The organism is Pedobacter sp. NEAU-ZC8 (assembly GCF_059278965.1).
On record NZ_JCAJXC010000004.1, the window covers coordinates 152,429 to 165,243 of the forward strand.

The following is a 12,815-nucleotide window of genomic DNA, read 5'->3' on the forward strand; positions in this document are numbered from 1 at the left end:
ACCTGTTAGTACTCTTCCTCAGGGGCAGCCGAAAGGAACAGTGTCTGTGCGAAGTTCACCAAGAACAGCTGTCGTTTGGCCCGGGTAATTGCGGTATAGAGCCACCGTAAAAAGTCGAGGTCTATCATCTCTTCGGTTAAATACCCCTGGTCTACAAACACCGCATCCCATTGACCACCCTGTGCTTTGTGGCAGGTAACGGCATAGGCGAACTTGATCTGCAAGGCATTATAATATGGGTCTTCCTTGATCGCCAATAGACGCTCCTTTTTGTTGGTGATGTGGGCATAATCCAGACTAATCTCTTCGAAGAGTTTTCTACTGTCTTCGTACGACAGATTCGGCGTTTCAGAGGTTAAGGTGTCGAGCATTACCTTACAGGTAATTGCGCCAGCATCGGGATAGTCTAAAAACTCCAGCTGCACTTCCGAGAAGCGGAAGCCATAACGGTCCTCCTGGTTGCGTACTCTGGTGATCCTTGCCATATCGCCATTGGCGATAAAAGAGGTTGCTTCATTATCCGGCAGCCAGAAATAGTTGTTCCGTACCACCATGATCTGGTCGCCGCCGGTAAGCTCTTCCTCTCTGTACAAGATCCTTGCGCGGATCTGCTGATTGTAAACATTGGCAGACTTGTTGGATCGGCACACTACCAGTGTATTTTCCATGTCGAACTTGCCATAGGCATACTCCAGTCCTTCCACCAGCTTCAGGCCAGTCATGCGAAAAATATCTTTGTACCCACTGGTGTAGAATTTAGGGATCGGCAGCTCGTCCTCCATCTCTGCTGGCTCCTCATTTTCGTACTGATGGATCATTTCCCGCAGCATAGTGGCATTGGCCAGAATCCCGGAACTCTTCTCCTGCCGGACAACCTCCCGAAGTTCTACTTCGATCACTTTCTTATGGAATGTTCCTGCGACGTAAGCAGGGTTCAAAGCCGGACTTTCCATGCTGCCCACCGGCGGAAGCTGCGCCGTATCACCCACAAAGATGACGGCACAATTCTTTTGATTGTACACGTAATCCATGAGATCCTTCAGAAAAGAAGAGCCTGTCTGGCTGTTCCATTCATCTGCGATCATGGAAGCTTCATCGACGATGAACACGGTATGTTCGGCAAGATTTGGCGCCAGCTGAAAGTTCATGTCCGTGGATACGGCCGACTTTTTCCGGTAGATACGCTTGTGAATGGTTAGTGCGGTACGCCCGGAATAGCTGGTCATGACCTTCGCTGCGCGACCTGTTGGTGCTAGTAAAGCAGCACGCAGGCTAAATTTAGGTAAAGCCCTCACCAATGCTGCTACAGAAGTCGTTTTTCCGGTACCTGCATACCCTCTGAGGATAAAGCATTGGCCATCGAGCGGTTGCGAGAGGAACTGCGCCATCTTTCTACAAAATTCCAGCTGTTCGGCAGTAGGCGTAAATTGATAGGATTGGGCAATGAGTTGGGCTTTATCCATTTTACAAATATGCAATGCTGTGGTTATAGAAAAAAGGATTAATTTTGCTAAGATGAATAACAAAAACAGCATCTTATTGGAAGACCCGGGCTTTGATCCGGTAGCAGCTTTAAATTGTAATTTGTTGTTGAAAATTACGGCCGACAGCTTTTCTTATGCCATCCTGAACACTACCGAGCAGAAAATTGAAGTGGTGTATGACTGCCAGGATTTTCAACCCACAGCGCACAATTTGTCTTCTACCATTCTCTCCGATCCTTATTTAAGTTTACTGTTTAATCGTGTAAAGATTGGCTCCTATACCACCAATACCATCGCAGTACCTGAAGCAATTTACAACCCTGAGGTCGTAGAACCTTATTTCAAATATTTCAGCGACCTGGAGCATTATTCCGATCGTGTGTACACCGCAAGCTATTCTGGTCAGGATTTCAAAAGCCTTTTTCTACTGCCAAACGCGGTGGAATCGGCGATTAAAACACACTGGCGTGAGGCACGCTCCTTTGAACAAACAGCATCCTTGCTCGCCATCAACCAGGCTGCGGAGCAGCAGCAGTTCTATTTTGACTTCACGGCAGGATCATTCCATGCTATGCTGTTGCGCAATGGAAAGATGATCTTCCAGAATGTGTTTCAGATTGAAAATCCTGAGGAGTTCCACTATTATCTGCTGCTACTATTGAAACAGCTGCAAGTTAGCACAACAGATACCAAGGTGCTTGCAAGTGGCATTCTGAATGAGGGTGACGAGCAACATAATATCCTGATGAAGTACTTTCCGCGGGTGGATCTATGTACACCGGCTGAAAGCACTTTACACAATTCTATTCTGGAGGATATGCCTCCGCATTATTATACCAGCCTACTAGCACTCAATCTATGCGAATAATTGGAGGAAAACTTAAAGGGATCCGCTTAAGTGCGCCAGCAAGTTTACCCGTTAGACCTACAACCGACATGGCCAAAGAAGCCTTGTTCAATATACTATATAATACGTACGACTTCGACAGCTGTGATGTGCTCGACCTGTTTTCCGGAACCGGGAACATCAGTATTGAATTTGCTTCCAGAGGAATCAGAAGCGTAACTGCGGTAGACAAACACTCCGGTTGCGTGTACTGGTTGGAATCAGTGATCAAAAAATATGAGCTCCCTGAGATACATACGATTAAAGGCGATGTTTTTAAATTTCTAGATCAGCATAAGAAAAGTTACCAGATCATTTTTGCCGATCCACCCTATGACCTTCCGAATATTCCGGAGATTGCGCAGAAGGTGCTTAGCAACGGACTGCTAACCGACAATGGACTGCTTGTCATTGAACACCCATCGTTTTTAAAGCTGAACTTCCTTCCGGGCTTTACGGAAACCCGCAGGTATGGTAACTCCTCATTCAGTTTCTTCGAAAACCCAGCAGATGAATAATATGAAAATTGCTTTATTCCCCGGTTCTTTTGACCCGATCACCATTGCACACGTAGATATTTTAAAGCGTTCACTGCCTTTATTCGATAAAATTATAGTCGGAATTGGGCTTAACAGTTCTAAACAAGGCTTTTTGGCTGCCGATAAACGGGAGGAGATTGTTCGGGCAGTGTTTGCAGATGATGCCAACATAGAGATTCAGACCTACGAAGGACTTACGGTTGATTTCTGTAAGAAGATCAACGCGACGTATATGGTGCGTGGAATCAGGTCTGTTGCGGACTTTGAGTATGAGAGAGCGATCGCTCAAATCAATCAGACGATGATGCCCGAGGTGGAAACGATCTTTGTTTTAAGTAAACCTGAATACTCGGCGATCAGCTCGACGATAGTACGTGATATTCTGCGTAATGGCGGAGATGTTAGCTCCTTTCTGCCGAAAGAAGCTATACCATATTTGTAAATCAACGTAGATCTCCCAATTAGAGTAGATCTCCTGACTTTAGTACATCAAGAATCAACGGATAAGTGTTCTTTAATACGGGAGCAAGCTCATCGCATTTAAGCCATTCCGCTTTTGTAATACCTTCCTCCTTCTGTGGTACAAGCTTGGGCGAACCTTTAACGGTCATGCTGTACCAGTTGGTCTTCTTCAATACCACCTTATTGTTCATCTCGTAAACGTGGTAGGTACGGCAGATTTTTTCTTTGTTCTTGAAAATTTTAACACCGCATTCCTCTTCCACTTCACGAAGCGCAGCTTCCTTCATTTTTTCACCTTTTTCAACTTTGCCCTTTGGTAAATCCCATCGTTTATTTCTAAAAATAAACAAATAGCCTTTATCTGCGTTCTTAACCAGACCGCCCGCAGCCTTGATCAACTGACAGGATTCTTTAACACTTTTAAAAACTTCTTTCGGAGCATCGGTAAGTATTACATAATGTGCTGCTGATCCTTTACTAAGATTTTTATAAAATGTTTTGAAATCAAACTGTTCAGCATCAATAAGTTGCAAGCTATTAACTTCATTGGGCATTGTGTCTGATATAAACAAACTGTTATCGTTGATATAAATTCTGTAATTTTGGACCATGTTTAATAAAAGTGATATTGAATTAAAGGTAGCTGAATTTCTTTTACAAATTAAAGCAATAAAGTTACAACCTAATAATCCATTTACTTGGGCATCGGGTTGGAAATCCCCTATTTATTGCGATAACAGAGTTACGCTTTCCCACCCTTCAATAAGAACCTACATCAGACAAAAGCTTACGCAGTTGGTTCAGGAAGAGTACGGATCTGTTGACCTGATTGTTGGCGTTGCAACTGCTGGTATCCCTCAGGGCGCCTTGGTTGCACAGGAACTTGGATTGCCATTTGCCTATGTTCGTGCAAAGGCTAAAGAACATGGTACCGGAAGTTTAATTGAAGGTGAAATTGTGGAAGGCCAACGTGCTGTGCTTGTAGAAGACTTAATCTCTACCGGAAAAAGCAGCTTAGCTGCAGTAGCCGCGCTAAGAGATGCAGGCCTATCTGTTGCCGGTCTCGTTTCTATCTTTACCTATGGTTTTGATGTAGCGGATGAGAACTTTGCAGCCGCAAAATGCCGTTATTCTTCGCTGTCGAATTATAATGCATTAATCGAATATGCATCCGAACACAGCTTCATCGCATCCAGCGATATTGAACTGCTAAGGAAATGGCGGGAAAACCCTGCTGAATGGGGCAAATAGGAATAAATTAACCAAATACGATATATGACCATTATAGAGAGCACAACAGAGCTAAACAAGCCGGTAGCGGAAGTTTATGCTTTCCTTTCGAACCTGAATAATCATCAACAGCTGATGCCGGAAAACATCTATAACTGGTCGTCAACTGAAGATGAAGCAAGTTTTACCATCCAGAATATGGCGAAGCTGGCGATAAAAATCAATACCCGCATTGAAAATCAGGAGCTTACTGCAATTCCAACAGAGAAAGCGCCTTTTGACGTGGAGCTGAAGTGGAATGTTGCACCAAATGCGAATGGCGGAACAACTGCTAAACATACCATCTCTGCTGATTTGAATATGATGATGAAGATGTTGGCTTCAGGGCCGCTGCAGAAGTTAGCTGATCATCAGACCAGCAAGCTTGCTGAAATTTTAGGCTAAGCTGGTATACAAGAATTATGGAAGCCTCCGCATTGCGGGGGCTTTTCTTATTAGATAGCGTTTAGCTTTCAATATCTCAGCAATCGCATACAGGACCGGGCTATTCTTTTCGCTGCGCTTTTCGAAACTCCGCATAAGATGTTTTAATGTACATTAACATCTCATATTCATTCATCTCTGTAGCCCTAGCGGCCGAGGGTTTATATTCATATATAAAATTCTCAAGTGAATCGCCTTGCAAGGAAGTCACCGCAATGATCTTCGCTCTAGAGAATCGTTCGTCCAGAAATCTCGATTCTTCTTCTTTTAACAATGCCTTTTTCAATTTAGATGCGGAGGACTTGTTTTTTGTCAGCATTCCAAATACCTGCAGCACATTGATACTCGCAATGGATGAAGTAGAATTCTGAAAAGCGGCGTATTGTCTGGAGCTTTCAGACGATTTCTTGATGAATGCGTCCATGACGCTTGGCCCCTTGTAAGCGAAAATGGACGCATATTCTCTTCTTCTGTTTAAGGAATCAGCCTTATAATTCTTCATGCCCTTAATATTAACCTCATCCAACATCATCGAATTCATCCGCCAAAGGTTGATCAGACTATCAGAACCCGCATTCCGAGGCTGTTTTAATGCACTATCCTGTTTCGCCACCTGCTGTGCAAAAAGGCCATTGGAAAACAGGATCAGCATCAGCATAAATATTTTCGACATAGCTTGTTGCGGGCTAAACATTGATTACACCAAAATACCGTTTAAAAGCTTGGCTCTTTGCTGGTTAACATATTTTAACGTTTTGGCCTTTGATCGTCAGTTGTTCCCCTTTACATTCTTTACATCAAGCGGTCGGTCATTTTTACAGTTAAACACTTTAACTAACAGCCATTTAGTCTGTTTAACTTATTTTTACAAGACAGTTTTTCAGAGTCTTTAGCTATATGACCAGTGGCATCTGTTTTGTTCCAAAGCAGGTATGAACTTCAACAACTTTACAATCAAAGCCCAGGAAGCAGTTCAACAGGCTTCAGCAATAACCGAAGGCAATCAGCAACAGGCTATTGAGACCGCACACCTACTTAAAGGTCTGCTAAATGTTGATGAGAACGTGGTTTCTTATGTATTGAAGAAGCTGAACGTTAATTTAAATGTACTTAACCAGTATCTGGATGCCCAGATCAATAAATACCCGAAAGTAAGTGGTAGCAACATCTACCTTTCTTCCGGGGCTAATACCGCCTTGCAAAAAGCACAATCCTATCTTAAGGAATTTAAGGATGAGTTCGTTTCCGTTGAGCATATCCTGCTTGGCATTCTGGCTGCGAATGACAATACATCCAAACTCTTAAAGGATATGGGTGTAAACGAGAAAGATCTTAAGACGGCAATTGTTTCGCTACGCGGTGATAACCGGGTTACCGACCAAAATGCCGAAGCAACTTACAATGCCTTAAATAAATATGCACGCAACCTGAACGAGTATGCAGAGTCTGGTAAACTGGATCCTGTAATTGGTCGTGATGAGGAAATTAGACGGGTAATACAGATTCTTTCACGAAGAACAAAGAACAATCCAATCCTGATCGGTGAGCCTGGTGTTGGTAAAACCGCCATCGCCGAAGGTATCGCTTTCCGTATCATCAAAGGTGATGTACCGGAAAACCTGAAAACTAAAACCGTTTACTCCCTCGATATGGGTGCACTGATTGCTGGTGCCAAATACAAGGGTGAATTTGAGGAACGTTTGAAGGCCGTGGTGAAAGAGGTACAGCAAAGTGAAGGCGACATCATCATGTTCATTGATGAGATCCATACGCTTGTTGGTGCCGGTGGTGGTGAAGGCGCCATGGATGCTGCAAACATCCTTAAGCCTGCCCTGGCCCGTGGTGAGTTACGCGCCATTGGTGCAACTACCCTGGACGAGTATCAGAAATACTTTGAGAAGGATAAAGCGCTTGAAAGACGTTTCCAAAAGGTAAATGTGGATGAGCCGGACACCCAGGATGCGATCTCCATTTTACGTGGATTAAAGGAACGTTATGAAACCCACCACAAGGTGCGTATTAAAGATGAGGCGATCATTGCGGCTGTAGAGCTGTCGCAGCGTTATATTTCCGACAGGTTCTTACCAGATAAAGCGATTGACCTCATGGACGAGGCGGCATCTAAGCTGCGCCTGGAAATGGACAGCGTTCCGGAAAATGTGGATGAGCTTGACCGCAGGATCATGCAACTGGAAATTGAGCGGGAAGCCATCAAACGTGAGAATGATGATAAAAAGGTCGCTTCCTTAGGCGAAGAGATCGCTAATCTAGCTGCTGAACGCGATGCACTGAAAGCCAAATGGCAAGCTGAAAAGGATCAGGTGGAACTGGTGAACAGTTTATCTGAACAGATCGAGAACTATAAACTGGAAGCTGCACAGGCAGAACGTGCTGGTGATTACGGTCGTGTTGCCGAGATCCGCTATGGAAAGATCAAAGAGGCACAAGACAAAGCTGCTCAGGTGAAAGCCGAGTTGGAGAGTCAGCAGGCGGAAAGCCGTATGCTTAAAGAAGAGGTTACCGCCGACGATATTGCCGGTGTGGTAGCCCGCTGGACCGGCATCCCGGTAACTAAACTCATTGCCAGTGAACGTGCAAAGTTATTGCATTTGGAAGAAGAGTTGCATAAACGTGTGGCCGGTCAGGATGAAGCCATCGAGGCCATCTCAGATGCGATCCGCCGATCACGTGCAGGATTACAGGACAAGCGTAAGCCGATTGGTTCATTTATATTCCTTGGTACAACCGGTGTTGGTAAAACCGAGCTCGCAAAGGCGCTTGCAGAATTCCTGTTCAATGATGAAAACGCCATGACCAGGATCGACATGAGTGAGTATCAGGAACGTCATGCCGTATCCAGATTGATTGGAGCGCCTCCAGGATACGTAGGTTACGATGAAGGTGGCCAACTTACGGAAGCAGTGCGTAGGAAGCCCTACTCTGTAGTGCTGCTAGATGAGATTGAAAAGGCACACCCAGATGTGTTCAACATCCTGCTGCAGGTACTTGACGATGGTCGTCTAACCGACAACAAGGGTCGTGTGGTGAACTTTAAGAATACGATCATCATTATGACCTCAAACATCGGTTCGCACCTGATTCAGGAAAACTTCAGGGACTTGATCGATGAAAACAGGGACATGCTGATCGCCAAGACCAAAAACGAGGTGTTTGAGCTACTGAAACAAACCATCAGACCCGAGTTCCTGAACCGTATTGATGAACTGATCATGTTTACACCGCTTAACCGCGACGAGATCAGGGATATTGTTAGTTTGCAATTCAGACACGTACAGGATACGCTCAAAGATATGGGTGTAGAGATTGAAGCGTCTGAAGAAGCGCTGGACTGGCTGGCAGAATTGGGCTATGATCCGCAATTTGGTGCCCGTCCTTTGAAAAGGGTTATTCAGAAACGTATTCTAAATGAACTTTCCAAAGAGATCCTGGCCGGTAAGGTTGATAAAGACAGTAAGATCAAACTGGACATGTTCGATCATAAGTTCGTGTTTTTGAACATGAAACCTGAGGCTGTTGGTTAGTCCGGATATCCAGGCCAATATAGCTTTGAATGATTTGAATCGCCCACATAGAATTATGTGGGCGATTTCTATTTTTAAGTACTGATTTTAAACAGGTTACGCCTTGTAATACTCGATGGTTCTTCTATATTTGTGTACCTCCTTGAAGACGTAGTACCATGCATGGAATAAGCAAGAAATAGAGGGTTGATGACAAAAGAGGAGGCTTAATAGATCCCGATATGAAACGAAAAATCACCTTCGTACTTAGCCTGCTGTTTGGCCTGATGTTCATCAACGCAGGATTAAACAAGTTCTTCAATTACATGCCTCCACCCGAGAACCTTCCCGAAAACCTGCTTAAGGCTTTTCAAGCTTTTACTCAAATTGGATGGCTGATGCCTTTGGTTGGCTTTGCCGAGGTACTTGGTGGATTACTCTTCATCTTTCCAAAAACACGTGCTTTAGGGGCACTTGTGATCTTTCCGGTGATGATCGGGATCATGCTGACCAATACCCTAACGGATACCTCTGGATTACCGATCGCACTGGTGTTTTTTGCAATCAACCTTTGGGTGATTTATGAGAACCGGGAAAAGTATCTGCCGATGTTTAAGGCCTGAACCCAGACGACCTGGCAGTCTTTCTTGCCAGAATTGACACTAAAATACCTGACATTTGTTCAAAAATAGTCAAAACGTACAAGTTTTTCCATGACCTTGATTTTACAATACTCCAGGCTTGTGTCATTTAGAAATAATAAAGGCCCAACGCAGTTTTCGTATTTGTTTATCAATTAAGAAGTTACAAAAAACCTGCTTAATTACCATTTAGAGTGGGGTTCCCTTTGGCATAGCTATTGACTAAATGACATCGTTGGTCAGGATATAAAAACAAGAATGACCACGTTGAACATTAAAATTTAAGAAAATGAAAAAGTTATTATTATCAATTTTTGCAGTAGCTGCTTTAGGTTTTAGTACTCAAGCACAAACAGAAAAAGGAAAGATTATGTTAGGTGGTAACCTTGCATTTGATAGCCAGAAAAGTGATGCCGCTAACGCTAAAGCAAATACCAGCTTTGAGATTGTTCCAAGTGTAGGTTACTTTGTTGCAGATAATATTGCAGTAGGTACTGGTATTGGTTACAGCTACGATAAAAATGTTGGTACTACTAAAAGCGAAGCGTTTGTGGTAAGCCCATTTGGTCGCTACTACACTAACATCTCTGATCAGTTCAAATTCTTTGGACAACTTGCAGTTCCAATGGAATTCGGTTCAGCACATGCGGTTGATGCACAAGGTGATGAAGGTGCTAAACTTGGTAACTCTACCCAGATCGGTGTAGCATTATCTCCAGGATTTGCATTCTTCCCAAGTAAAAAAATCGGTATTGAGTTAGCATTGAATGGTTTAAGCTACACCAACTACCGTGTTGAAGACGCTAACGACAATGATGTTAAAGGCGCAGGTTATGACAACGTAAGTTTTGGAACTAACTTTTTCGCTCCAAAATTGGGTATTCAATTCCACTTCTAAAAAACACAACACACAATAAATCCGCTGGCTGATGGTCTGTCATGTGACTAAAGCCAGCAAAACAAAAAAGCATCCCTCGGGATGCTTTTTTGTTTTGCTTACTACTTCTTTCCGTTTCGTGGCTTCTCGCGATCTATCTCTACCATGTCTACTTTGTCGGGATTCTCGAAATCCCCGATCAGGTACTTATTAAAGTGATCTGCAAGTTTCCAGAATGCATATTCAGTCAGGTCACCAAAGCCGTGACGCTGGCCTGGAAGGATCACAAACTCGAAGCGTTTACCCGCTTTCATCAGCTCATTTGCGAGCCTGATCGTATTTGCTGGGTGAACGTTATTGTCGATGTCCCCGGTCATGATCATCAAATGCCCCTTTAGGTTGCCAGCAAGTTCCGGGTTCTTATCTATGCTGTAGGTAAAGGTTGTATCGCCTTTCGCGTCGACCACTTCCTTCACCCCATGGTGTTTTTCACTCCACCAGCGATTGTAGATACTGTTGTCATGGTTTCCAGCCTTAGACACTGCGGCTTTAAAAAATTCCGGGTAAACCAGCATTGCCGCGGTAGACATGAAGCCTCCGCCAGAATGCCCAGTGATACCCACCCTGCTTGCATCAATGAAGGTGTGGCGGGCAGCCAGCTGCTCTACCGCAGCTTTCTTATCCGCGAGGCCATAATCTCTCAAGTTGCCGTAGCCGAAGGTATGGTACCATTTAGAGCGCGCAGGGTTCCCACCGCGATTACCAACGGAGACAACGATGTAACCCAGCTGTGCAAGTCGGTCGGTATTATCCATGCTCTTGGTGAAGGCCTTGTTCACCGCTTCCGTTTGAGGACCTGGGTAAACGTACTCGATGATCGGGTACTTCTTATTAGGATCGAAATCAAAAGGCTTATACATCACCCCGTAAATGTCGGTTACGCCATCATCTGCTTTCACTTTGAAAGGTTCAGGAAACTTGTAACCTGATGCCATCAGTAGTGAAAGATCCGTCGTTTTAAGGTTCATCACGGGGTTGCCTTTGTTGTCCATCACCATCGCCTTTGGCGCGGTATTGACCCTGGAGAAGTTGTTTACAAAGTACTTCCCTTCATCATTCATGCTCACGGCATGATCAAAGTTCCCGGGATTCAAAAGCTTCATACCGCTACCGTCGAAGTTAATACGGTACAGATGCTGGTAATAAGGATCCTCACCTGCCTCCCGCCCATTCGCCGTAAAATATAATACGCGGTTTTTCTCATCGATGTTCACGATGCTCTCACAGTGGAATGCACCTTTGGTAATCTGGTTCTTAAGCTTGCCACTACCATCAAAAAGATAGAAGTGCGCCCAGCCGTCCCTTTCGGACCAATGGATGATCTCCTGACCATCTTTAACCAACCCTGGTCTGTTGATCTCTACGTAGGTGTTGAAACGCTCATCGATCAGGGGACTTACTTTCTCTGAGTTGATATCTATGGTGCAAATATCTACACGTTTTAAATCTCTGCTGGTACGTGAAAAGTAAATCTTCGAGTTATTACCCAACCAGATTGACGGGCGGAACTCGTTGTCGCGATCTTTGACCAGCGATGGTGCTTGCCATAATGATACACTTTGGTCCTTGAAAGCCGCGACATCCAGCTTCTTGTAGCTCTTCGCAGCGAAATTGAACAGCAAGATCTCATCTATCGGAGCCTCTTTTTCGCCGGGCATCTGGTACTTGTAGGTTTCCAAGGTCGGACGACCAGCAGCGGTGTTGTTAAGCACCCAAAGATCTTTCACTTTTCTGCTATCCTGACGGTTCATCACAAAGTAGCGCGCGTCTGGTGACCAAAGCACGTAAGCACGACGTCTCTTTTTATCTTTCTTAAGCACCTCTTCGTTGTTTTCCCCGTCACCATCATCCCCGTAGGCGTAGAATTTCACGCCATCCTTGGTTAGCTGATGTTCTACGATGGTGCTGTCCTCCTCATTCTTAACCGCTTTCAGGTAATTGGCCTTATCCATCCAATACAGGTTATAGTTGCGGGTGAAGATCACAGCCGAAGAATCTGGCGCAACAGAACCCCATTCCGGCTTAGCCTTTGGTTTGGTGTAATTCGGAACTTCAGTTAACCTGGATGTTGCGATGTCATAATTAAAATAGAAGATCTTCTTCTGCATGGAATCTGCAGCTTTCTTGTCCTTGCGATCCGGCTTAAGCTCGTCTATTGAACTCTTAATTTCGAAGCTCAAGCTCTTCTCGTCTTTTGCAAACTTCAGGTTCTCGATCGGGAGATGTTCTGCATCGAAAGGATCACGCACAATGCGGGTGATCTCCGCGGCTAGTTCAGCGTTATTGAATATCTGCTTTTTACTGCGCTTTGCAGGATCCACCATGATCCAGGACTTCCCATTGGGGGTTTCAAACATGTACCAGAAACGGTTGCTGAGCTTTAACCAATGGGGATCAACGGAGGTCGAGTAGACCATTTTCTTCAGCTTGTTGGGCGAAAAGCGCGCGGCTAGCTGGTAGTTTGCTTTTGGTGATTCGGATGCCTGTTCAAGTGCAGTTGTACTCCTGGTTTGGGCAAGGGTATATCCAGAGAGCAGACATGCCACCAGGGAAAATAGGAAGCTTTTTTTCATTAGTTGAGATTAAATTTCTAAAGTACTGCAATTTGGAAAATGCCAGATGAGAAATGATG

The 12,815-nt window shown here is 44.5% G+C and carries 12 protein-coding genes; 8 read left to right on the forward strand and 4 right to left on the reverse strand.

Going from position 1 to position 12,815, the window contains the following annotated elements:
- Nucleotides 1-5: 5 nt before the first annotated feature.
- Nucleotides 6-1,463: an ATP-dependent DNA helicase gene (locus AC5WJX_RS05050; RefSeq protein ID WP_494483624.1), complete on the reverse strand. Its 1,458-nt coding sequence runs from the start codon at nucleotides 1,461-1,463 to the stop codon at nucleotides 6-8.
- A 52-nt stretch (nucleotides 1,464-1,515) separates the two neighbouring features.
- Here AC5WJX_RS05050 and AC5WJX_RS05055 point away from each other — a divergent pair, with 52 nt between their 5' ends.
- The 3 genes from AC5WJX_RS05055 to coaD are packed head-to-tail and all read left to right on the forward strand — an operon-like array spanning nucleotide 1,516 to nucleotide 3,351.
- Nucleotides 1,516-2,352, forward strand: coding sequence for a DUF3822 family protein (locus tag AC5WJX_RS05055; protein WP_494483625.1), 837 nt, complete (start codon nucleotides 1,516-1,518; stop codon nucleotides 2,350-2,352).
- A complete protein-coding gene (locus AC5WJX_RS05060) occupies nucleotides 2,343-2,888 on the forward strand; it encodes an RsmD family RNA methyltransferase (RefSeq protein WP_494483626.1) in 546 nt (181 codons plus the stop codon). The genes AC5WJX_RS05055 and AC5WJX_RS05060 overlap by 10 nt, the downstream gene beginning before the upstream one ends.
- A 1-nt stretch (nucleotide 2,889) precedes the next feature.
- Nucleotides 2,890-3,351 carry a pantetheine-phosphate adenylyltransferase gene (gene coaD, locus AC5WJX_RS05065; protein WP_440430597.1) on the forward strand — a complete coding sequence of 154 codons (462 nt, stop codon included), beginning with the start codon at nucleotides 2,890-2,892 and terminating at the stop codon, nucleotides 3,349-3,351.
- A 19-nt stretch (nucleotides 3,352-3,370) separates the two neighbouring features.
- Here coaD and AC5WJX_RS05070 read toward each other — a convergent pair whose 3' ends face one another.
- Entirely contained in the window at nucleotides 3,371-3,925 is a 555-nt protein-coding gene (locus tag AC5WJX_RS05070; RefSeq protein WP_494483627.1) for an NUDIX hydrolase, read from the reverse strand.
- Between the two features lie 55 nt (nucleotides 3,926-3,980).
- Between AC5WJX_RS05070 and pyrE the strand changes: the two genes are divergently transcribed.
- On the forward strand, nucleotides 3,981-4,622 hold the full coding sequence (gene pyrE, locus AC5WJX_RS05075; RefSeq protein WP_440430376.1) for an orotate phosphoribosyltransferase: 642 nt from the start codon (nucleotides 3,981-3,983) through the stop codon (nucleotides 4,620-4,622).
- Between the two features lie 24 nt (nucleotides 4,623-4,646).
- Nucleotides 4,647-5,045, forward strand: a complete 399-nt coding sequence (locus AC5WJX_RS05080) for an SRPBCC family protein (RefSeq protein ID WP_440430375.1) — start codon at nucleotides 4,647-4,649, stop codon at nucleotides 5,043-5,045.
- A 100-nt stretch (nucleotides 5,046-5,145) separates the two neighbouring features.
- Here the strand turns inward: AC5WJX_RS05080 and AC5WJX_RS05085 are convergent, their stop codons facing one another.
- Nucleotides 5,146-5,757: a hypothetical protein gene (locus AC5WJX_RS05085; protein WP_494483628.1), complete on the reverse strand. Its 612-nt coding sequence runs from the start codon at nucleotides 5,755-5,757 to the stop codon at nucleotides 5,146-5,148.
- Nucleotides 5,758-6,016: 259 nt separating this feature from the next.
- Between AC5WJX_RS05085 and clpB the strand changes: the two genes are divergently transcribed.
- The 3 genes from clpB (at nucleotide 6,017) to AC5WJX_RS05100 (ending at nucleotide 10,144) form a co-directional block, all read left to right on the forward strand.
- Nucleotides 6,017-8,626, forward strand: a complete 2,610-nt coding sequence (gene clpB / locus AC5WJX_RS05090; protein ID WP_440430373.1) for an ATP-dependent chaperone ClpB — start codon at nucleotides 6,017-6,019, stop codon at nucleotides 8,624-8,626.
- A gap of 221 nt (nucleotides 8,627-8,847) precedes the next feature.
- The gene (locus AC5WJX_RS05095) at nucleotides 8,848-9,228 is read left to right on the forward strand and encodes a DoxX family protein (protein WP_494483629.1); all 381 of its coding nucleotides are present in this window, start codon (nucleotides 8,848-8,850) and stop codon (nucleotides 9,226-9,228) included.
- A 307-nt stretch (nucleotides 9,229-9,535) separates the two neighbouring features.
- Nucleotides 9,536-10,144, forward strand: coding sequence for an outer membrane beta-barrel protein (locus AC5WJX_RS05100; protein ID WP_494483630.1), 609 nt, complete (start codon nucleotides 9,536-9,538; stop codon nucleotides 10,142-10,144).
- Nucleotides 10,145-10,245: 101 nt separating this feature from the next.
- Here the strand turns inward: AC5WJX_RS05100 and AC5WJX_RS05105 are convergent, their stop codons facing one another.
- Nucleotides 10,246-12,756 (reverse strand): S9 family peptidase, encoded by a 2,511-nt coding sequence (locus AC5WJX_RS05105; RefSeq protein ID WP_494483631.1) that lies wholly within the window; start codon nucleotides 12,754-12,756, stop codon nucleotides 10,246-10,248.
- Between the last annotated feature and the right edge of the window lie 59 nt (nucleotides 12,757-12,815).

Bases quoted from the DNA above. Each gene is read 5' to 3' on its own strand.
- AC5WJX_RS05050 (WP_494483624.1), bottom strand. From the start codon at position 1,463: ATGGATAAAGCCCAACTCATTGCCCAATCCTATCAATTTACGCCTACT.
- AC5WJX_RS05055 (WP_494483625.1), top strand. From the start codon at position 1,516: ATGAATAACAAAAACAGCATCTTATTGGAAGACCCGGGCTTTGATCCG.
- AC5WJX_RS05060 (WP_494483626.1), top strand. From the start codon at position 2,343: ATGCGAATAATTGGAGGAAAACTTAAAGGGATCCGCTTAAGTGCGCCA.
- coaD (WP_440430597.1), top strand. From the start codon at position 2,890: ATGAAAATTGCTTTATTCCCCGGTTCTTTTGACCCGATCACCATTGCA.
- AC5WJX_RS05070 (WP_494483627.1), bottom strand. From the start codon at position 3,925: ATGCCCAATGAAGTTAATAGCTTGCAACTTATTGATGCTGAACAGTTT.
- pyrE (WP_440430376.1), top strand. From the start codon at position 3,981: ATGTTTAATAAAAGTGATATTGAATTAAAGGTAGCTGAATTTCTTTTA.
- AC5WJX_RS05080 (WP_440430375.1), top strand. From the start codon at position 4,647: ATGACCATTATAGAGAGCACAACAGAGCTAAACAAGCCGGTAGCGGAA.
- AC5WJX_RS05085 (WP_494483628.1), bottom strand. From the start codon at position 5,757: ATGTCGAAAATATTTATGCTGATGCTGATCCTGTTTTCCAATGGCCTT.
- clpB (WP_440430373.1), top strand. From the start codon at position 6,017: ATGAACTTCAACAACTTTACAATCAAAGCCCAGGAAGCAGTTCAACAG.
- AC5WJX_RS05095 (WP_494483629.1), top strand. From the start codon at position 8,848: ATGAAACGAAAAATCACCTTCGTACTTAGCCTGCTGTTTGGCCTGATG.
- AC5WJX_RS05100 (WP_494483630.1), top strand. From the start codon at position 9,536: ATGAAAAAGTTATTATTATCAATTTTTGCAGTAGCTGCTTTAGGTTTT.
- AC5WJX_RS05105 (WP_494483631.1), bottom strand. From the start codon at position 12,756: ATGAAAAAAAGCTTCCTATTTTCCCTGGTGGCATGTCTGCTCTCTGGA.